Raw genomic sequence first — 20,758 nt, 5'->3', positions numbered from 1 at the left:
CCGGTCTCCCGGCCCCGCCCCGCCCCGTCCCGGGTCACCGCCCCGCGGCGGTCACCGCGCGGCGAACACCGCCACCGTGCGCGGCGGCACCGTGAAGGCGCCCTCGCCGGCGTCGAACGCGGAGTCCTTCACCACCGCGTCGGAGCCCTTCGCCTGCACCGGGTGCAGGGCGTAGGAGGCGCCGGCGAGCGAGGAGACGGTCTGGGTCTGCCGCTCGGGGGTGGCGTTGAAGACGACCACCAGGTCGCGGTCGCCGTCCCGCAGGCGCATCGTGATCACGCCCGGGGTCTCCTCCCGGCCCGACAGCGGGAAGGACAGCGCCCGCTGCACGTCGGCCGCCGTGGGCCGGCTGAAGACCTTCTCGGTGGAGCGGATCTCCAGCAGGTCGCGGTAGGCCGCCGAGGCGCCCTCGATCTCCGCGCAGGACGGGGAGAGCGTGGGCTCGGTCAGCAGCGGCTTGGCGTACGGCCACTTGTCCTGGTTGTCCCAGGCCGGGGGCAGACCGCGGCCGAAGCCGTTGCCCGCCCGGCAGTCCCAGTGGATGGAGTTGTACCAGTCGCCGGAGTTGAAGGAGTTGCGGTCCAGCGACTTCGACCGCAGCAGGTCGGTGCCCGCCTGGCTGAGGGCCGGCCCCTGGGAGAGGGCCGCGGTGGCCATGGCGAGGACCTGCATCCGGGCGCGGTCGGCGGCCGGGGTGTCCTTCGGCAGCTTGAACGCCAGGGCGTCGTAGAGGGTCTCGTTGTCGTGGGCGTCGGCGTAGGCGAGCGCGTCGCCGGGGGCGGCGGCGTATCCGGCCGGTGAGCCGTTGTAGTCGACCTGCGAGCCCGTGACCCGCTTCCCGGAGGTGTCGGTGAAGGCGTAGTCGGCGAGGTTGCCGGACAGGCCGACCTTGATCAGGTCCTGGTGGTGCAGCAGCCGCGCGCGCTGCTCCTGCCTGCTGCCGTTCGAGGCCGAGGAGTTGGGGTCGGTGTACAGGCCGCTGGCGAAGCCCTGGACGCCGGGGTCGGCGTCGAAGGGGCCGCCGCCGCGCACCGCGTCGCGGGCCCGGTCGGAGAAGGTGGCGATGCCGGTGCCCGCCATGTTCTTCTGCGTGGCCTGGACGAAGCGGGCGTCGTCCGCCACCTCGCCGAAGTTCCAGCCCTCGCCATAGAGGACGATCTTCTTCCCGTCGACGCCGTCCTCGGCGGGGGTGAGGGAGTCCAGCGCCTCGCGGACGGCCAGGATGTTGGCCTTGGGGTGGTGGCCCATCAGGTCGAAGCGGAAGCCGTCCACCTTGTACTGCCTGGCCCAGGTGACGATGGAGTCGACCGTGAGCTTGCCCATCATGGTGTGCTCGGGCGCGGTGTTGGCGCAGCAGGTGGAGGTGGCGACGGTGCCGTCCTCCAGCAGGCGGTGGTAGTAGCCGGGCACGATCTTGTCCAGGACGGACTTCTCGTGCTGCCCGGCGGCCATGGTGTGGTTGTAGACCACGTCCAGGACGACCCGCAGCCCGGCCTCGTTCAGGCTCTGGACCATCCTGCGGTACTCGACGGTGCGGGTGGTGCCGTCGGCGTCGGTGGCGTAGGAGCCCTCGGGCACGGTGTAGTGCAGCGGGTCGTAGCCCCAGTTGTAGGCGTCCCGGTCGCGGACCTCTCCGACGCACTCCTGCTGCTTCTCGGAGTCGGCGGGCAGCTCCGCCAGGTCGCAGCCGGGCTCGGCGCGGTCGGCGGGGCGCTCGGCGATGGAGGCGATGTCGAACGAGGGCAGCAGGTGGACGTGGGAGGTGCCCGCGTCCGCCAGCTCCTTCAGGTGCCTCATGCCGTCGGAGGAGCCCTCGGTGAAGGCCAGGTAGCCGCCGCGGTGCCGCTCGCTCACCGTGGGGTCGGCGACGGAGAAGTCGCGGATGTGCAGCTCCTGGATCTGCGCGTCGCGCAGCTCGCCGGCCTCGGGCTTGTCCAGCGTCCGCCAGCCCTTCGGGGCGAGCTTCGGGTCGGACAGGTCCACCACCAGGCTCTTCTCCGAGTCGGTGGTCAGGGCGGTGGAGTACGGGTCGGTGACCTTGTTGGTGACCAGCTTCCGCACCGAGGGGGCCCAGACCGTCACGTGGTAGCGGTACGGCTCGCCCTTCCAGCTCCGGTCGCCGCGCACGCTCCACACGCCGGTGGCGTCGTCGCGCCGCATCCGCACGGTGCGGCCGTCCAGTTCGAGGGAGACGTTCCGGGCGGTGGGCGCCCACAGCGACAGGGTGGGGCGTCCCGTGCGGTCGAAGACCGGGCCGAGGTCGGCCTTCGCGGCCTTCGCCCCGTAGAGGTCGTCGAGCACGCCCGGGATCTGCACCCCGGTCGCCGCCAGCAGCGCGCCCTCGGCGTTGCGCTGGGTGGCGACGACCTGGCCGCGCAGGGCGGTGCGCACCCGGTCGCGGTCGCGGGGGTCGACACGGAAGGCCGGGTAGTCCCCCAGGTGCGGGAACCTCTCCTTCTGGGCGTCGGTGAGCCCGCCGGGCACGGGGTTCAGGCGCAGCCAGCGGCCCTCGTGGTTCAGGGCGCCGTCCTCGGCCGCGATCGTGCCGCGGGCGTCGTAGGCGAGCTGCTGGCTGGTGGCGCCGGTGGCCTCGACCTTCCAGGCGACGGTGTCGCGGTCGATCCACTGGGCCTCGGCCCTGCCCAGGTCGAGGACGGGGGCGCTGCCGGTGGTGGGCAGCAGGTAGCCGGGGGTGCCGCCGAGCTTCCAGACCTCGCGGCCGTGGGAGGCGAAGTCCAGCGACTGGTCGGCGTTCTCGTCCTTGGTGTCGCCCTTGTGGATGATGTAGCTCAGCGAGGTGGCGCCCTCGGCGAGCGGGACCTCGAAGGTGACGCCGAAGGCGTCCTCCCGCACCGGCATCAGCGGCTTGGACCACTCGGTGGGCTCGGCGGCGCCGGTCCAGGTGTGCAGGCCCCAGCCGTCGTAGTCGCCGTCGGCGCGGTGGTAGTGCAGGACGGCCTTCTTCCCGTCCTGCGGCGGGTAGACGCCGTCGGGCCGGGTGCTCAGGGCCTCGCCGCCGCCCTGCTCGACCCACACCTCGCCGGTCCTCGCCAGGTCGATCGTGCGCTCGGGGCCGTCCGTCGCGCCGTCCTTGGCGATGGTGAAGGACACCTCGCCCTCGCCGTCGGCCGGCCTGATCCAGGCGAAGGCGCCGTAGGCGTCGCGGCCGGTGAAGTCGGCGGTGCGGTCGCCGGCGACCAGCTTCCAGCCGTCGTAGTCGCCGTCGGCGCGCTGGTAGTGGACGACGGCCCAGTCCCGCTCGACCGCCGAGGGCCTCTCGGGCGGCGGCGCCTGGCCGGCGGTGGTGGAGGCGGTGTCGGAGGCGGTGCGGCCCTTGCTGTCGACCACCACGGCCTTGTAGCGCAGCGGCGTCCCGGCCTTCACCTCGCGGCCGAGGTGCTGGGTGACCTTGTAGGGGGCGTGGTCGGCGGTGCCGAGGGTCTGCCACTTCCCGTCGCCCGTCTGGGCGGCGAAGACGACGCGGTTCAGCCCGCCGCCGTCCCCTCCGCCGACGTCCGCGGTGATCTCCACGGTGCCGGTCGCGCCCGCCGCGGGGGCCTTCAGCTCGATGCCGGGCGCGGCGGCCGGGTGGGCCGACGGCCTGTCGGCCCTGAACACCACGGTGGACAGGGCCGGGACGGTGACGGTCAGCTTGGCGTCGGCGCCGGTGCGCACCGTCGCGCCGCCGCCGTGGAGCTGGCGGAAGGCGGTGTTCGCCGAGCCCGTGGGGATCTCGGCGGTCCTGGCCTCCTCGCTGTTGTTGGCGGCGACGAGGTACTCGGTGCGGTCCCCGGCGTCGGTGCGCGAGAAGGCGTACAGGCCCGGGCCCTTGGCTCCCCCGTCGGCGTACCGCTCGGTCTGGACGCCGTCGCGCAGGGCCGGGTGCTCCCGGGTCAGCTTCGACAGGGCGGCGATGGAGCGGTAGAGGGGGTGGGAGGTGTCGTACGCGTCCTCGGCGTGGGTGCGGTCGGTGCCGATCCGGTCGTTCCTCTCCTCGTCCAGGTAGGCGGGCACCTGGGAGGCGAAGAGGGTCTGGCGGGCGTCCTGGTCGCCGCCGGCGCCGGTGAAGCCCTGCTCGTCGCCGTAGTAGACCACCGGATTGCCGCGGCCGAGGAACATCAGCTCGTTGGCGAGTTCGGCGCGCTTGAGCAGTTCGGCGTCGTCGGCGCCGGGGTTGTCCTGGCGCAGGAAGGTCCCGAAGCGGCCCATGTCGTGGTTGCCGGTGAAGGTGACCTGCTCGTACGCGTTGGAGCGGCCGGTGGTGTAGCGGTAGTCCTGGGCGAACAGGTCCGACAGCCTGGCCGCCGGCCCGCTCTGGGAGGCGTAGGAGCGGGCGGCCTCCTGGAAGCCGAAGTCGAGGGTGGCGTCGAGCTTGCCCCGGGTGACGTAAGGGGCCATGACGGCGGGGTCGGAGGAGTAGACCTCGCCGAACATGAAGAAGTCGTCGCGGCCCTTCTTCGCGGCGTAGGCGTCCAGGGCGGTGGCCCACTGGGTCCAGAACTCCATGTTGACGTGCTTGACCGTGTCGATGCGGAAGCCGTCGATCTGGAAGTCCTTCACCCACCGCTGGTAGATCTTCTCCATGCCCTCGACGACCTCGGGACGCTCGGTCCACAGGTCGTCCAGGCCGTGGAAGTCGCCGTGCAGGGCGCTCTCCCCGGCGAAGGTGGAGTCGCCGCGGTTGTGGTACATGGTCGGGTCGTTGAGCCAGCCGGGGACCTTCAGGTCCTTCTCGGCGGCCGGGACCGTCGGGGTGCGGGGGAAGGACTCGCGGTCGACCTGCGGGAACCTCCCGCCGGCGGCGTGGTCGGCGTCGTCGAAGGGCCGGCCGTCCCCGGTGAGGTACGGGAAGGCGCCCTTGGAGAGGTAGGAGTAGGACTTCTCCTCGTAGTCGACGACGTCGGCGGTGTGGTTGGTGATGACGTCGAAGAAGACCTTCATGCCCTTGGCATGGGCCTTGTCGATCAGCCTGCGCAGGTCCTCGTTGGTGCCGAAGTGCGGGTCGACCTGGGTGAAGTCGGTGATCCAGTAGCCGTGGTAGCCCGCGGAGGCGTTGTCGCCCTGGCCCTGCACCGGCTTGTTCTTGAAGATCGGCGCCATCCAGATGGCGGTGGTGCCCAGCCCCTTGATGTAGTCCAGCTTCTGCGTCAGGCCCTTGAGGTCGCCGCCCTGGTAGAAGCCCTTGTGGGTGGGGTCGTAGCCGGTGGCCAGGCGGTCGCCCTCCAGCCCGCCGCGGTCGTTGGAGCGGTCGCCGTTGGCGAAGCGGTCGGGCAGGACGAAGTAGAACTGCTCCCGCGTCAGGTCGTGCCGCGTGGGTTCGGCGGCCAGTTTCGCGTCGGACGGCGGCGGCGGTGGTGCGGCCTTGGCGGGGGCCGCCGCGGTGATGAGCGTCGCCAGGAGTGCGGCCGCGATGCTCGCGGCCGCTCCTCTGCGCGCCAGGGGACCTGTCACGGGTCGCTCTCCTCGGGTGCGGTGATCTCTGCGTGGTGTGTGGGGGGACCTGTGGGGGGGAGTCCTGCGGAGCCCTGCGGGGGGACGTGGGCCGCCCGGCCCGGCGGCGGGGAAGTGAGCGGGAGCCGGGCGGCCGTTCGGTGGCCGGAGCCGTCCGCGGGTCAGCCGCGCCAGGTGTCGTTCAGGACGACCCTGCCGTCGGCGGGGACGGTGGCGGTGCGGTTGGAGCCGCTCTCCCAGGTGACGTTGCCGCTGCCGTCCTTGCGGAGGTACTTGTACTCGAAGGACGTCCCGGCGGGCAGGTCCACGTCCAGCTTCCACACCGGGTAGCCCGCCGGGTCCAGCTTGAGGGCGCCGGCGGTGTTCCAGTTGCCCAGCTCGGCCCGGTTGCCGGTGACGTGGATGTTCTGGCCCATCACCGTGGTGGCGTTGACGTTGAACGAGGCGCCGTCGGCGGAGTCCCCGGGGTTCCCGCCCGAGCCGCCGCCGGAGCAGGTGCGGGCGCCGACGTGCAGGGCGAGGGCGGTGTTGGCGCCGAGGGTGGCGGTGAACTGGCCGGAGCCGTTGACGGTGACCGTCCTGCCGCTCTGGACGTCGCAGTAGTCGCCCGACGGCAGCGAGGTCTGGAAGGTGCGGCTGAGCGGGGAGCCCTCGTGGTTGATGGCGACGTACGCCTTGCTGCCGCGGCCGAAGGCGATCGCGTCGTTGCCGTTGTCCCACCAGTTGGTGACGGCCTGTCCGCGGGAGACGTTGCGGAAGGCGACCATGGAGGAGATCTCGCGCCAGGCGTGCTGGCACTTCCAGCCGCCGCTGTAGCAGGCGGTCACCGTGCCGCCGTTGGGCGGGCCGGCGTCCTTGTCGCTCCACTCGTAGCCGGAGTGGACGTCCGGGGAGCCGTAGGGCCAGGCCAGCATGAAGACGCCGGCCAGGGTGTAGTTGGCGCCGTCCTTGTAGTTGAGGGTGTCGCCGACGCGCTCGGTGTCGTGGTTGTCGACGAAGACCGCGGACCTGCCGGACTCCATGTAGCCCCAGCCCTCGCCGAAGTTCTTCAGGTGGGCGAGGCTCTCGCTGTTGAAGACGCGCTTGAGGTCGCGGGCGTAGCGGAACTCCTGCACGTCGCCGGTTCCGAGGTACTCGCTGGGCGAGACGGCCTCGCCGGCGCCGTGGATCGCCTCCTGCTTCCAGTAGGCGTTCGGGTTGGACAGCCGGGACTTGATGTTGGCCAGGTCGCTCGCGGGCATGTGCTTGGCGGCGTCGATGCGGAAGCCGTCCACGCCGAGCGAGAGCAGGTCGTTCAGGTAGGCGGCGATGCGGCCGCGGACGTAGTCCTCGCCGGTGTCGAGGTCGGCCAGGCCCACCAGCTCGCAGTTCTGGACGTTGCCCCGGTTGCGGTAGTCGGTGATCTCCGACCGGCAGTCGTCCATGTCCGGGCCGCTGTAGATGCCGGGGTAGTCGTACTTGGTGTACGGCGAGCCGCCGGTGCCGGTGCCGCTGCCCGCGGACATGTGGTTGATCACCGCGTCGGCGACGACCTTGACGCCCGCCGCGTGGCAGGTGTCGATCATGCTCTTGAACTGCGCGCGGTTGCCGAGGCGGCCGGCGATCTTGTAGCTGACGGGCTGGTACGAGGTCCACCACTGGCTGCCCTGGATGTGCTCCTGGGGCGGGGAGACCTGGACGTAGCCGTAGCCGGCCGGGCCGAGGGTGTTGGTGCACTCACGGGCGACCGAGTCGAACTTCCACTCGAAGAGGACGGCGGTGACGTCCTTGGTGCCGGGCGGGGCGGCCTGCGTCGAGTCCGGGACGGCGACGAGGGCCCCTGCCATGCCCGCGACAAGCGCGAGCGCGGCGACCGCTGATCTCTTGGCCACGTTTCCTCCTGTGGGGGGAAGCAGATGCGAATGCCTGCCTGGGGGCAACGCGCCGCGCCCGTAAGGCGGTGGAGCAGTGAATGCTCTTGCTGAAAGAAGGCTGAAAGAACGTGAAAACGTTCGCGCAGCAGACCGTAGACGGGCCCCAAGCGAGCGTCAAGACCCTGGACACGCCCCGGAAACATCGCCGTCTTCTCTGCGCAACCTCTTTCGCAAGAGATTGCACGGTGCTACGTTCAGCCACACTCCCGGTCCGGTCGGCCGGGGGACCAGGCACATGGACCCCACGCGCCCGGCCGGCCGGGCCGGGGCCTCGCGCACGCGCGCGGGCGTCCCGTGCCGTCCCCACCACGTCACGGGCGCACCGGCCCGGCGGCCCGACCGGCCGCCGGCCGTCAGGGGTTCCGTACGCGGCACGGCCGCCGCACGTCCGTGCCCGCCCGGCGGGTACGGGCCGCCCGTCGGCGCCGGCGGGCGCCCGGAGGCGGGGCTGTCAGGTCGCGCGCCTCCGGGCGTCCGCCGGCCGTACCGGCCGCCGTCCGCGGCCGGCCGGCGGAGGGGGGCGGCCCTACGACGGCGGGGCCGTCGAGCCGCGCACCACCAGCTCGGGCTGGAAGACGAACTCCGCGTGCTGCACGGGGTTCCCGCCTATCTCCTCCAGCAGCGCGTTCACCGCGGCGCTCGCCATGGCCTTGACCGGCTGGCGCACGGTCGTCAGCGGCGGGTCGGTGAAGGCGATCAGCTCGGAGTCGTCGAAGCCGACCACCGACAGGTCGCGGGGCACGTCCAGCCCGCGCTGCCGGGCCGCCCGCACCACGCCGAGCGCCATCATGTCGCTGCCGCACACCACGCCCGTGCAGCCCGCGTCGATCAGCGCGCCGGCCGCGGCGTGGCCGCCCTCCAGAGTGAACAGGGTGTGCTGGACCAGGCGGCGGACCTCCCGCTCCGGCACCCCGCGCTCGGCCAGGGCCTCGGTGAAGCCCTCGGCCTTGCGCCGCACGGGCACGTACCGGACCGGGCCGACCGCCAGGCCGATGTGCCGCGGGTCGTGCCCCAGGTCGGTGAGATGGCGTACCGCCATCCGGGCCGCGGCCCGGTCGTCGGGCGAGACGAAGGGGGCGCTGACGTGCTCGTTGAAGCCGTTGATGAGGACGAACGGCACGCCGCGCCCGGCCAGCCGCACATAGCGGCCGGGGTCGGCGGTGGTGTCGGCGTGCAGCCCGGAGAGGAAGACGATGCCGTTGACGCCGCGCTCGACGAGCTGCTCGACCAGCTCGTCCTCGGTGGCGCCGCCGGGCATCTGGGTGCACAGCACCGGGGTGTAGCCGTGCCCGGCCAGGACCTGCTCGATGACCTGGGCGAACGCCGGGAAGATCGGGTTGGTCAGCTCCGGGATGACCAGCCCGATCAGCCCGGCGCTGCGCTGCCGCAGCCGTACGGGCCGCTCGTAGCCCAGCACGTCCAGGGCGGCCAGCACCTTCTGCCGGGTGCCGGCCGCCACGCCCGCCTTGCCGTTGAGCACGCGGCTGACGGTGGCCTCGCTGACCGAGGCCTGGGCGGCGATGTCGGCGAGGCGGGCGGTGCCCGGCACGGTCCCCGCGACCGGGCCCCCCTGCGGGGGGACCGGCGCGGGAACCGTACTGGCCTCGGTCATACCGCCCACCAGACGGTGGTGTCGGCCGGGATCGCGCCCCCGTCGTACTCGCCGCTGGCCAGCAGCACCCGGCCGGGCGCGGCGGACAGCTCCACCGGCCGGTCGGTGGTGTTGGCCGTGCAGACGACGTCGCGGCCGGAGCCGTCGGCCGCGCGGCGCCGGAAGGCGAGCACGCCGGCGGGGAAGTCCTCCAGCCACTCCACGCTCTCGCCCGCGCCCAGCGCCGGGTGCTCGCGGCGCACGGCGAGCGCGCTGCGGTACAGCTCCAGCGTGGAGGTGGGGTCGCCGGTCTGCTCCTCGACCGACAGCTCGGCCCACTGCTCCGGCTGGGGCAGCCAGCTCCCGCCGGAGCCGAAGCCGTAGCTGGGGCCCTCGGGCGCCCACGGGATGGGCACGCGGCAGCCGTCGCGCAGCCCGTCCTGGCCGTTGTCCTTGAAGAAGGACGGGTCCTGGCGCACCTCGTCGGGCAGGTCGGTGACCTCCGGCAGGCCCAGCTCCTCGCCCTGGTAGACGTAGGCCGAGCCGGGCAGCGCCAGCATCAGCAGCGAGGCCGCGCGGGCGCGGGCCAGACCGCCGCCGAGCCGGGTGCGGTGGCGCACCACGTCGTGGTTGGACAGCACCCAGGTGGTGGGTGCGCCGACCGGGCGCATGGAGTCCAGCGACTCGTCGATGACCGCCCGCAGCGCCTCGGCGTTCCACGCGGTGTTCAGGTAGTGGAAGTTGAACGCCTGGTGCAGCTCGTCGGCGCGCAGGTAGAGCGCGGTGCGCTCGGGGCTGGGCGTCCAGGCCTCGGCGACGCCGATGCGCTCGCCGGGGTACTCGTCGAGGATGCGCCGCCAGGAGCGGTAGATCTCGTGGACGCCGTCCTGGTCGAAGAAGGGCAGCACCTGGTTGCCGAGCAGCTTCAGCTGTCCGGCCCGGCCCATGTCGGGCAGCCCCGCGGCCTTGACCAGTCCGTGGGCGACGTCGATGCGGAAGCCGTCCACGCCCATGTCCAGCCAGAAGCGCAGCACCGAGCGGAACTCGTCCCGCACGGCCTCGTTCTCCCAGTTGAAGTCGGGCTGCTCGGGGGCGAACAGGTGCAGGTACCACTCCCCCGGGGTGCCGTCGGGGTTCTCGGTGCGGGTCCAGGCCGGGCCGCCGAAGATGGACTCCCAGTCGTTCGGGGGCTCCTCCCCCGCCGGGCCGCGGCCGGGGCGGAAGTGGTAGCGGTCGCGCAGCGGCGAACCGGGGCCCTCCCGCAGGGCGCGCTGGAACCACTCGTGCTGGTCGGAGGAGTGGTTGGGCACCAGGTCCACGATGATGCGCAGGCCCAGGTCGTGGGCGTCGCGGATCAGCGCGTCGGCGTCGTGCAGATCGCCGAACATCGGGTCGATGGCGCGGTAGTCGGCGACGTCGTACCCGGCGTCGGCCTGCGGGGAGGCGTAGAAGGGGCTGAGCCAGACGGCGTCGACGCCCAGGTCGGCCAGGTACGGCAGCCGCGCGCGGACGCCCGCCAGATCGCCCATGCCGTCACCGTTTCCGTCGGCGAAGGAACGGGGGTAGACCTGGTAGATCACCGCGTCGCGCCACCAGCCGGTCGGCTCGCCCGAGGCGTCCGTACGGATGGCCGGGGCCGTACCGGTGGCGGGGGCTGATGAGTGCTGGGTCATGTCATCCCTGGTGTCGTGAGTGGGGGGACGCGAGGTGCCGGACGGATGGGCCGGCGGTCAGGACTTGACGGCGCCGGAGGTCAGGCCCGCGACGAGGTGCCGCTGGGCGATGCCGAAGACGATCGCGGCCGGTACGGCGATGATCACCGCGGCGGCGGTCATGGAGCCCCAGTCGCCGGCGTACTGGTTGACGAAGGTCTGCAGACCGCCGGCGAGGGTGAGGTTCTCCTCGCCGGTCATGAAGGCCGACGCGTAGGCGACCTCGGCCCAGGCCGTCACGAAGCTGTAGAAGCCGGTGACGGCCAGGCCGGGCTTGGCCAGCGGCAGGATCAGCCGCCAGAAGGTGCCGAAGGGGTTGAGCCCGTCCACGCGCCCGGACTCGTCGATGGAGACCGGGATGGTGTCGAAGAAGCCCTTCATCATCCAGGCGCAGAACGGCACCGCGATGGTGAGGTAGGTGATGATCAGGCCGACGGGCTGGTTGAGGAGGCCGAGCTGCGCCATGAGGTTGTACAGCGGCACGATCAGGATCGCCATCGGGAACATCTGCGTGATCAGCAGGGTCCACATCAGCGGCCGCATGCCGGGGAAGCGGAAGCGGCTGACGGCGTATCCGGTGGTCGCGGAGATGAACACGCCGAGCAGCGTGGTCGCCAGCACGACCACCACCGAGTTCCAGAACCAGGTCAGGAAGTAGGTCTCGCCCAGGACGTGGGTGTAGTTCTCGAGCGTGAAGTTCTCCACCAGCGAGGTGGTGAAGGTGTCCGTCTTGGGCTTGAAGGAGGTCACCAGCAGCCAGAACGGCGGGAAGACCGCGGCCACGGCGGCCGCCAGCAGTCCCGCGTGGAGGGCGACGGAGGCCAGCGGCCCGCGTTCGCCGCGTCCGCGGACGCGCCCGGGGCGCCCGCCGCCGGCCGGCGGCACGGGCGCGGTGGTGGTGGGGTCGGGTGTCGTGGTTCCGGTGGTGGTCTGTGCGGTCTTCATCGTCGTCACCACACCTCTCCCTGCTTGCGGAGCGAACGGCGGTAGAACACCGCGAAGAGCATCAGGAGCAGCAGGATCAGCACGCCCCAGGCCGCGGAGGCGGCGAAGTCGCGCGGGCTGTTGAGGAAGGACAGCCGGTAGGCGTAGGTCACCAGGATCTCGGTGGAGTCGCCCGGGCCGCCGCGGGTGAGCAGGTAGATCACCGGGAACATGTTGAACGTCCAGATGGTGCTCAGCAGGACCACCGTGCTGCTGACCGAGCGGATGCCCGGCAGGGTGACGTTGCGGAAGCGCTGCCAGGCGCTGGCGCCGTCCACCTCGGCGGCCTCCAGCAGCTCGGAGGGGATGGCCTGGAGGGCGCCCAGCAGGGCGACGAGCATGAAGGGCACGCCCAGCCAGACGTTCACCGCGATGACGGAGATCTTGGCCCAGGTCGGGTCGCCCAGCCAGGGGACGCCGTCGATGCCCCCGCCCTCCAGGATCCTGTTGAGGATGCCGTTCTTCTCGTTGAACAGCATCTGCCAGGCGAAGACGGAGACGAAGGCGGGGATGCCCCAGGGCAGGATGATGGCGATGCGGTACAGGGCCCGGCCGCGCAGCTTCCGGTTGAGCATGGAGGCCAGCACCAGGCCGAGCAGGAAGGTGACGCTGACGCAGCCCACCGTCCACAGCACCGTCCAGCCGAGCCGGTCCCAGAAGACGCTGTCGGTGAGGATGGCCTTGTAGTTGTCGAGACCGATGAACTCGTAGGTGGCCTCGATCTCGTTGACGCCGATGGTGCGGGCGACGTTGGCCTCGTCCGCGTCCGTCAGGGACAGCCAGATGCCCCGGACCAGCGGATAGCCGATGATCACCCCGATGACGATCACCACGGGGGCCACCATGGCCCACGCGTACCAGTGCGTTGCCAGCGCACGACGCAGCGGTCCGGGGGCCTCTCCGGACTTCTTGCCAGTGCCGCGGCCGCGGCCGCGGGCGTCATCGCCGCCCGCGGCCGGTGCCACCGACTGGCTGGTCTCGACAGCCATGGTCGTCGGTCAGCCTCTCCCTGAGTCTCCCTGGGGCCTTACTTCCAGTCCCCGTCCTTGAGGAGCTTGGCGTACTCCTCGCCGGACCTCTTCGCGGCGGCGTCCGGCTTGGTCTTGCCGGTCAGCACGTCGGCCACCTGGACGCGGAGCGGCTCGAAGAGGGAGTTGCCCTCGGCGATCCAGGGGCGCTCGACGGCCTTGTCCACGGCGGGCTTGAAGAACTGGACCATCTGGTTGTCCTTGACGACCTGCTCCTCGTACACCGAGGTGCGGGTCGGCAGGAGGCTCAGCTCCTCGGTGGTGCGCTTCTGGACCTCGGCGGAGCTCATGTACTTGACGAACTCGTAGGAGGCGTCGAGGTTGTCGGAGCCGGCGTAGACGGAGTAGTTGTGACCGCCCTGCGGGGCGCCCTGGCCGGCGCTGCCGGCCGGGACGGCGGCGACGCCGAGGTTGTCCTCCTTGCCCTCGAACTGCTTGCCCGCGAGGGTGTCCTCGATGGCCCAGGGGCCGTTGATCATCATCGCGACCTTGCCGTCCTTGAAGGACTTCTGCATGTTCTCCCAGCCGTTGGTCGTGTCGGTGACCGCGGCCTTGGAGTCCACCAGGTCCTTCATCACCGCGAACGCCTTCGCACCGGGCTCGTCGTCGATGGTGATCTTCTTCGCCTCGGCGTCGAGCATGTCGCCGCCCTCGCCGTAGAGGAAGGGCAGGAACCAGTACGGGTCGTCGCCGCGCAGGTAGAACGGGGTGACGTCGTTCTTCTCGAACTTGGCGGTGGAGTTCTTGATGTCCTCGACGGACTGCGGGACCTCGACGCCGGCCTTCTTCAGCAGGTCCTTGTTGTAGAAGAGGGCGAGGGTGTCGATGACCTGCGGCACGGCGTAGGTCTTGCCGTCGAACTGGGTGCTGCCCCAGGCCTGCGGCAGGTAGTCGTCCTTGTTGTCGACGGCCGCGGTGTCGTCCAGCGGGGCCAGGTAGCCGAGGTTGGCGAAGTCCGCGACCCAGGCGACCTCGGTGCGCATCACGTCGGGGGCCCCGGAACCGCCGCCCGCGGCGTTCTTGAACTTGTTGCTGGCCTCGCCGAAGGGGACGTTGACGTACTTGACGTCGACCTTGGGGTGCTTCTTCTCGAACTCCTCGGCGACCTTCTTGAAGAAGGCCTTCTCGGCGTCGCCCGACGTGTCCCAGAACTCGACGGTGCCCGACAGCTCGCCCCCGGCGTTCTTCTTCTCGCCGTCGCCGCTGTCGCTGCCTCCGCAGGCGGTGGCCGCGAGCGCGATGGCCGCGACCAGTGCGGTGGTCCCTATGCCACGCCGCATGTGAACTCCTCCATGATCCGTTGCCCGTCTCGCGGGGGCACGGGCGTACTCCGCGCGGGCCGCGCTGTCGCGGCGCCGGGCTGACGAGGAACGTAACAGCGGCGCAATGTTTTAGAAAGACCTTGCGGCAACTTTCTGCAAACGAGTCTGCAACGGCTTCCGCAAGAAGTTGCATCCCTGCTACCTTCCTCCCCGTTCCACAGGGGATCCTCCGGTTGAGGCCAGACGGGAAGAGCACGATGGAAAGCTGCATACAGCCCGGGACGTCCGATTCGGCCGGCGGGGGCGTACGGAGCGCGCGGTTCCGCCGGACCGCGGCCCTGGCCGCCGCCTGCTCCCTGGCCCTGACGGCCACCGCCTGCGGCATCCTCGGCGGCTCCCCGGAGGAGGACTCCGCCGGCGTCTCCGGGAGCGTCACCTGGTGGGACACCTCCGGCGAGGCCGAGGCCCCCCACTTCGCCGAGCTGGTCGCCGCCTTCGAGAAGGAGTACCCGGACATCGACGTCGAGCACGTCACCGTCCCCTTCGACCAGGCCCAGCAGAGGTTCCTGGACGCCGTGGAGTCCGGCCGGGACGTGCCCGACGTCCTGCGCGCGGACGTCGGCTGGACGGCCGGCTTCGCCGCCGACGGCCACCTCGCCGACCTCACCGGCACCGCCGCCCTGGACGGCGACATGTCCGGCTTCCTGCCGACCACCACCGCGAGCGTGACGCTGGAGGACGGCGGCGTCTACGGCGTCCCCCAGGTGACCGACACCCTCGCCCTGCTCTACAACCGGCGGATCTTCGAGCGGGCCGGGATCAGCCGCCCCCCGTCCACCTGGAAGGACCTCAAGGACACCGCCCTGAAGATCAAGGAGGAGACGGGGGCCGAGGGGATCGTCCTCAACCCCGACCCCTTCTTCTCCCTGCCCTTCCTCTACGGCGAGGAGAGCGACCTGGTCGACGTCGGCTCCCGGTCGATCACCGTCGCGAACGCCGCCTCGGTCCGGGGTGTCTCCACCGCCGCCGACCTGGTCGCCTCCGGCGCCGCGCCCGAGCCGCCGGAGGAGGACGCGTACGCCGCCATGCAGAACGCCTTCAAGAGCGGCGAGGCGGCCATGATGATCAACGGCCCCTGGGCGACCGCCGACATCCTCTCCTCCCCCGAGTTCGAGGACCGGGGCAACCTGGGCATCGCCGCCGTCCCGGCCGGCTCCACCGGCACCGCGGGCTCCCCCACCGGCGGCCACAACCTGGTGGTCTCCGCGAAGTCGGAGAACCTCGACGCCTCCTACCTGTTCGTCCGGTACATGACGGAGAAGGAGCAGCAGGAGAGCACCGCCCTCACCCTGGGCCTGCTGCCGACCCGCACGGCCGCCTACACCGCGAAGGTGCTGTCGGACCCGGTCCGCGACTCCTTCTACCTGGCGCTGACCAAGGCCGTCGCCCGGCCCTCCCTCCCCGAGGGCGGGGAGCTCTTCGTCGCCCTCCAGCCCCACTACACGGCCATCCTGCGCGGCGAGGAGACCCCGCGCGACGGCCTGGCCCGGACCGCCGAGGAGTGGAGCGCCCGGCTGCTGCCCGGCTACCGCGTCGAGGAGTGAGCCCCGCCCCCGGTCCCGGGCCTCGCCGGAGGCCCGGAACCAGGGGCGAAACCGTGTGGATTCGGGCAAACTCCCGGGTACGGTGGGCAGTCAGACACACGGCCGGTACAGTCCAGTGCTGTGACCGCACGGCTAGCTGACATCGCAGCCCAGGCGGGGGTCAGCGAAGCGACGGTCAGCCGCGTCCTCAACGGCAAGCCCGGCGTTTCCCCGGCCACCCGCGAGTCCGTCCTCGCCGCACTGGACCTGCTGGGGTACGAGCGGCCCGTGCGGCTGCGCCAGCGCAGCGCCGGGCTGGTCGGGCTGATCACGCCGGAGCTGGAGAACCCGATCTTCCCGGCGTTCGCCCAGGTCATCGGGCAGGCGCTGACCCGTCAGGGCTACACGCCCGTCCTCGCCACCCAGACCCCCGGCGGCTCGACGGAGGACGAGCTGACCGAGATGCTCGTGGACCGGGGCGTGGCGGGCATCATCTTCGTCTCCGGACTGCACGCCGACACCACCGCCGACATGCAGCGCTACGAGCAGCTGCGCGGCAAGGGCGTGCCGTTCGTGATGATCAACGGCTTCTCCCCCGAGGTGCGGGCGCCCTTCGTCTCCCCGGACGACCGCGCCGCGATGCGGCTGGCCGTCACCCACCTCGCCTCGCTCGGCCACGAGCGCGTCGGGCTGGCCCTGGGACCGGCCCGGTTCGTGCCCGTCCAGCGCAAGATAGAGGGCTTCACCGCCAGCCTCCAGGAGCAGCTCGGGTTCTCGCGGAGCGAGGCCGAGGGGATGGTCCGGCACTCGCTCTACACCCTGGAGGGCGGCCAGGCCGCCGCGAGCTCCCTGATCGACCGCGGCTGCACCGCCGTGGTCTGCGCCAGCGACATGATGGCGCTCGGCGCCATCCGGGCCGCCCGGCAGCGCGGGCTGGACGTGCCCGGCGACGTCTCGGTCATCGGCTTCGACGACTCCCCGCTGATCGCCTTCACCGACCCGCCCCTGACCACCATCCGCCAGCCGGTGACCGCGATGGGGCAGGCCGCGGTGCGGGCGCTGCTGGAGGAGATCGGCGGTACGCCCGCCCCGCACAGCGAGTTCGTCTTCCTGCCCGAACTCGTCGTCCGCGGCTCCACCGCCTCCGCCCCCCAGGGGCGGGGGTCCGTCTCACGGAGGACCGGAGGCGGACGGGACCAGACCGGGGGATGATCGGTCGGAGGTCCGATTCTGGCAGACTGTCGCCCCATGGGGGTTCCGATCGCGAGGACGACAGAAGAAGCCCGGGTGACCACCGTCGCCTCGGCAGGTGAACGCACGTGTGTCCCGGCACCGCGCCGCACCGTCGTCCAGCGCATCCGCGCACCCCGGCGGCCGAGGATCTGGTTCGAGATCGCGCTGATCGCGGTCAGCTACTGGACGTACTCCATGATCCGCAACGCCGTGCCGGAGCAGGAGGCGCAGGCCCTGCGGAACGCCGACTGGCTGTGGGAGGCCGAACGCGCCCTCGGCATCGCCGTCGAGCAGTCGCTCAACCACGCGGTCAACGGCGTCACCTGGCTCATCGTGTCGATGAACTACTACTACGCGACGCTGCACTTCATCGTGACCGTCGGCGTCCTGGTCTGGCTCTACCGCAGACACCCGGGCCGCTACGCCGCCACCCGCACGGTCCTGTTCGCCACCACGGCCGTCGCCCTGCTCGGCTACTACCTCTACCCCCTGGCGCCGCCGCGGCTGATGGAGAGCGTGCACTTCATCGACACCGTCAAGGTCCACGACACCTGGGGGTCGATGGCCTCGGGCAACATGGCCAACGTCTCCAACCAGTACGCGGCCATGCCGTCGATGCACATCGGCTGGTCCGTGTGGTGCGGCATCACCATCGCCCTGCTCGCGGCGCCGCTGTGGGTGAAGATCCTCGGCTGGCTCTACCCGGCGGTCACCCTCGTCGTCATCGTCTGCACCGCCAACCACTTCTGGCTGGACGCGGTGGGCGGGGTGGTCTGCCTGGGCATAGGCTTCGCGATCTCCCGCGCCTGGTACGGCGCGCCGGCCCACCGCCTGCCCCGCCTGGTCCCCGCGGCGACACGGCCCTGACGGGCCGCCCGCACGAGCCCCCGGCCCGGAGGGATCCGGAGAAGCCCGAAGAGAAGGCGCCGGGGGCTCCGCCGTTCCCGGGTCCGCTTCAGTCGGCGCCGTAGAACAGCCGGTCCACCACCGCGCGGGCGCGGCGCGTGGTGCGGCGGTAGTCCTCCAGCATCTCGCCCACGTGGCCCGGCTCGTAGCCGAGGTAGCGGCCGACGGCGGCCAGTTCGCGCGGCTCGGAGGGGAAGGTGTCGCCGGGCCGGCCGCGCACCAGCATCACGGCGTTGCGCACCCGGGTGGCCAGCAGCCACGCCTCGTCCAGGATCCCCGCGTCCTCCTCGCCGATCAGCCCGGCCTCCCGCGCGGCGGCCAGGGCGGTGCGGGTGCGGGTGGTGCGCAGCGCCGGCTCGGACGCGCCGTGGCGCAGCTGCGTCAGCTGGACGGTCCACTCCACGTCCGACAGGCCGCCCCTGCCCAGCTTGGTGTGGGTGGTGGGGTCGGCGCCGCGCGGCAGCCGCTCGGTCTCCATCCGCGCCTTGAGGCGGCGGATCTCCCGCACCGCCTCCTCCTCCAGACCGCCCTCGAGGTAGCGCAGGGGGTCGATCAGCTCGACGAAGCGGCGGCCCAGGTCGGCGTCGCCCGCCACCGGCTCGGCGCGCAGCAGCGCGTGCCGCTCCCACACCAGCGACCAGCGGCGGTAGTAGGCCGCGTAGGAGGCCAGGGTGCGCACCAGCGGGCCGCTCCTGCCCTCCGGGCGCAGGTCGGCGTCGATGAGGAGCGGCGGGTCGGAGCTGGGGAGCTGGAGGAGGCGGCGCATCTCGTTGGCGACGGCGAAGGCGGCCTCGCCCGCCTCCCGCTCGTCCACGCCCTCGCGCGGCTCGTGGACGAACAGCACGTCCGCGTCGGAGCCGTAGTTCAGCTCGCGTCCGCCGAAGCGGCCCATGCCGATGACGGCGAAGCGGGTGGGCAGGGTGTCGCCCCAGCGGGCGTCCACCGCCGCCCGCAGCGCCCCGGCGACGGTCGCGGCGTTGAGGTCGGACAGCGCCTCGCCCACCCGGTCCACGGCGGCGGCCGTGCCGTCGGGGCCGTCGGGGCCGCCGGGGGGCGGGCCCTGCGCCGGCTCCTCCCCGCTCCCCGCCTTGTAGGCGCCGATGATGTCGGCGGCGGCCGTACGGAACAGCTCGCGGCGGCGCACCCCGCGCACGGCGGCGACGGCCTGCTCGGGACCGTCGGCCCGGCCGACGGCCGCCAGCGCCTCCTGGGTCAGCGCCTCCCTGCCGCGCGGCCTCAGCCCCCCGGGGTCGCCGAGCAGGGCGACGGCCTCGGGGGCGCGCAGCAGCAGGTCGGGGGCGAGGCGTCCGGCGGACAGCACCCGGGCCAGGTTCTCGGCGGCCGCCCCCTCGTCCCGCAGCAGCCGCAGGTACCAGGGCGTCTGGCCGAGCGCGTCGGAGACCTTGCGGAAGCCCAGCAGCCCGGCGTCGGGGTCGGCGGAGTCGGCGAACCAGCCCAGCAGCACCGGCAGCAGGGTGCGCTGGATGGCGGCCTTGCGGCTGACCCCGGAGGTCAGCGCCTCCAGATGGCGCAGGGCGGCGGCCGGATCGGCGTAGCCGAGGGCCTCCAGGCGCTGCCGCGCGGCGCTGGCCGACAGCCGGATCTCACCGGGCGCGAGCTGCGCGACGGCGTCCAGCAGCGGCCGGTAGAAGAGCTTCTCGTGCAGCCGCCGCACCACCGCGGCGTGCCGCTTCCAGGCGCGGGTCAGCTCGGCCACCGGGTCCTGGCGGAAGCCCAGCGAGCGGCCCAGGCGGCGCAGCTCGGCCTGGTCCTGGGGCATCAGGTGGGTGCGGCGCAGCTTCTGGAGCTGGATGCGGTGCTCCAGGACGCGCAGGAAGCGGTACGCGTCGTCGAGCGCGGCGGCGTCCTGGCGGCCCACGTACCCGCCCGCCGCGAGCGCGTCGAGCGCGGCCAGGGTGGTGGGGCTGCGCAGGGCGGTGTCGCTGCGTCCGTGGACGAGCTGGAGGAGCTGGACGGCGAACTCCACGTCGCGCAGGCCGCCCGGGCCGAGCTTGAGCTCGCGGTCGAGCTGCGCGGCGGGGATCCCGGCCACCACGCGGCGGCGCATCTGCTGGACGTCGGTGACGAAGTTCTCGCGCTCGGCGGCCTGCCACACCAGGGGGGCCAGGGCCTCGCAGTACTCGCGGCCCAGCGCCGCGTCGCCGGCCACCGGACGGGCCTTGAGCAGCGCCTGGAACTCCCAGGTCTTGGCCCAGCGCCGGTAGTACGCCAGATGGCTGCTCAGGGTGCGCACCAGCGGGCCGTTGCGTCCCTCGGGCCGCAGGTTGGCGTCCACCGGCCAGATGGTGCCCTCGGCGGTGGTGTCGGAGCAGATCCGCATCATGCGGGAGGCGAGCCGGGTGGCGGCGCGCAGCGCCCCGGTCTCCCCGTCGTCCCCCTCCCCGCCCCCGGTGGGCTCGGCGACGAAGACGACGTCCACGTCCGAGACGTAGTTCAGCTCGTGGCCGCCGCACTTGCCCAGCCCGATCACGGCCAGCCGGCACAGCTGCGCGTCGCCCGGCTCCTCGCGCTCGGCCACCGCCAGGGCGGCGCGCAGGGTGGCGGTGGCCAGGTCGGCGAGCTCGGCGGCGGTCTCCCTGACGGCGGTGGTGCCGCAGACGTCGCGGGCGGCGATGGTGAGCAGGGCGCGGCGGTAGGCGACGCGCAGCTCGTCGGGGCCGGTCGCGGGGGCGAGCGCGGCCTCGAACTCCTCGACGCCCGGGTGGAGGTCGGTCGTCTCGTACGACTGGAGGACCCGCCAGTCGTCCGGGTGGCGCGCGAGGTGGTCCCCCAGCGCCTCGGAGGCGCCGAGCACGCCCAGCAGCCGGTCGCGCAGCGGCTTGGCGGCCAGCACGGTGCTCAGCAGCGTCTGGCGCCCGGTGTCGTCCGGCTGGGCCTCCACCAGCCGCACGAAGGACAGCAGCGCCAGGTCGGGGTCGGCGGTGGCGCCGAGCGCGTCGAGCAGCACCGCGTCGTCCCGCACCCGGGCCAGGGCGGGCGAGTCCAGCAGGCGGCCGGCCGCCCCCGGATCGGTGAACCCGTGCCGTACGAACCGTCCGAACCGGCTGTCCCGCCGACCGCCCTGCACCACCGTG

The 20,758-nt window shown here is 72.4% G+C and carries 11 protein-coding genes; 3 read left to right on the top strand and 8 right to left on the bottom strand.

The window, feature by feature from the left end:
- Positions 1-51 precede the first annotated feature (51 nt).
- From pulA to QC029_RS06570, 7 genes are all read right to left on the bottom strand, one after another.
- Positions 52-5,451, bottom strand: coding sequence for a pullulanase-type alpha-1,6-glucosidase (gene pulA / locus QC029_RS06600; protein WP_279554479.1), 5,400 nt, complete (start codon positions 5,449-5,451; stop codon positions 52-54).
- 161 nt (positions 5,452-5,612) lie between these two features.
- Positions 5,613-7,322 carry a carbohydrate-binding module family 20 domain-containing protein gene (locus tag QC029_RS06595; protein ID WP_279554478.1) on the bottom strand — a complete coding sequence of 570 codons (1,710 nt, stop codon included), beginning with the start codon at positions 7,320-7,322 and terminating at the stop codon, positions 5,613-5,615.
- Positions 7,323-7,890: 568 nt separating this feature from the next.
- Positions 7,891-8,988: a LacI family DNA-binding transcriptional regulator gene (locus QC029_RS06590; protein WP_279554496.1), complete on the bottom strand. Its 1,098-nt coding sequence runs from the start codon at positions 8,986-8,988 to the stop codon at positions 7,891-7,893.
- Complete coding sequence (locus QC029_RS06585) at positions 8,973-10,628, bottom strand: glycoside hydrolase family 13 protein (protein ID WP_279554477.1); 1,656 nt, start codon at positions 10,626-10,628, stop codon at positions 8,973-8,975. The genes QC029_RS06590 and QC029_RS06585 overlap by 16 nt, the downstream gene beginning before the upstream one ends.
- 57 nt (positions 10,629-10,685) lie before the next feature.
- Entirely contained in the window at positions 10,686-11,612 is a 927-nt protein-coding gene (locus tag QC029_RS06580) for a sugar ABC transporter permease (protein WP_279554495.1), read from the bottom strand.
- Positions 11,613-11,617: 5 nt separating this feature from the next.
- Positions 11,618-12,640, bottom strand: a complete 1,023-nt coding sequence (locus QC029_RS06575; RefSeq protein WP_279554476.1) for a carbohydrate ABC transporter permease — start codon at positions 12,638-12,640, stop codon at positions 11,618-11,620.
- A 38-nt stretch (positions 12,641-12,678) separates the two neighbouring features.
- Positions 12,679-13,959, bottom strand: coding sequence for an extracellular solute-binding protein (locus tag QC029_RS06570; RefSeq protein WP_279554475.1), 1,281 nt, complete (start codon positions 13,957-13,959; stop codon positions 12,679-12,681).
- A gap of 239 nt (positions 13,960-14,198) precedes the next feature.
- Here QC029_RS06570 and QC029_RS06565 point away from each other — a divergent pair, with 239 nt between their 5' ends.
- From QC029_RS06565 to QC029_RS06555, 3 genes are all read left to right on the top strand, one after another.
- Positions 14,199-15,545, top strand: coding sequence for an extracellular solute-binding protein (locus tag QC029_RS06565; protein WP_279554474.1), 1,347 nt, complete (start codon positions 14,199-14,201; stop codon positions 15,543-15,545).
- A gap of 120 nt (positions 15,546-15,665) precedes the next feature.
- On the top strand, positions 15,666-16,736 hold the full coding sequence (locus tag QC029_RS06560) for a LacI family DNA-binding transcriptional regulator (RefSeq protein WP_279554473.1): 1,071 nt from the start codon (positions 15,666-15,668) through the stop codon (positions 16,734-16,736).
- A gap of 36 nt (positions 16,737-16,772) precedes the next feature.
- Complete coding sequence (locus QC029_RS06555; protein WP_279554472.1) at positions 16,773-17,624, top strand: phosphatase PAP2 family protein; 852 nt, start codon at positions 16,773-16,775, stop codon at positions 17,622-17,624.
- An 88-nt stretch (positions 17,625-17,712) separates the two neighbouring features.
- Here QC029_RS06555 and QC029_RS06550 read toward each other — a convergent pair whose 3' ends face one another.
- Positions 17,713-20,754, bottom strand: coding sequence for a bifunctional [glutamine synthetase] adenylyltransferase/[glutamine synthetase]-adenylyl-L-tyrosine phosphorylase (locus tag QC029_RS06550; protein ID WP_279554471.1), 3,042 nt, complete (start codon positions 20,752-20,754; stop codon positions 17,713-17,715).
- Positions 20,755-20,758: the final 4 nt, after the last annotated feature.

Origin of the sequence: Streptomyces sp. DH37 (assembly GCF_029813835.1) — a bacterium.
Classification (GTDB): domain Bacteria; phylum Actinomycetota; class Actinomycetes; order Streptomycetales; family Streptomycetaceae; genus Streptomyces.
The sequence above is the reverse complement of the archived record's forward strand: the minus strand, read 5'-3'. Positions and strand labels throughout refer to the sequence as shown.

Excerpts from the sequence above, each read along its gene's own strand:
- QC029_RS06585 (WP_279554477.1), bottom strand. The coding sequence starts at position 10,628 with ATGACCCAGCACTCATCAGCCCCCGCCACCGGTACGGCCCCGGCCATC.
- QC029_RS06580 (WP_279554495.1), bottom strand. The coding sequence starts at position 11,612 with ATGAAGACCGCACAGACCACCACCGGAACCACGACACCCGACCCCACC.
- QC029_RS06575 (WP_279554476.1), bottom strand. The coding sequence starts at position 12,640 with ATGGCTGTCGAGACCAGCCAGTCGGTGGCACCGGCCGCGGGCGGCGAT.
- QC029_RS06570 (WP_279554475.1), bottom strand. The coding sequence starts at position 13,959 with ATGCGGCGTGGCATAGGGACCACCGCACTGGTCGCGGCCATCGCGCTC.
- QC029_RS06565 (WP_279554474.1), top strand. The coding sequence starts at position 14,199 with ATGGAAAGCTGCATACAGCCCGGGACGTCCGATTCGGCCGGCGGGGGC.
- QC029_RS06555 (WP_279554472.1), top strand. The coding sequence starts at position 16,773 with ATGGGGGTTCCGATCGCGAGGACGACAGAAGAAGCCCGGGTGACCACC.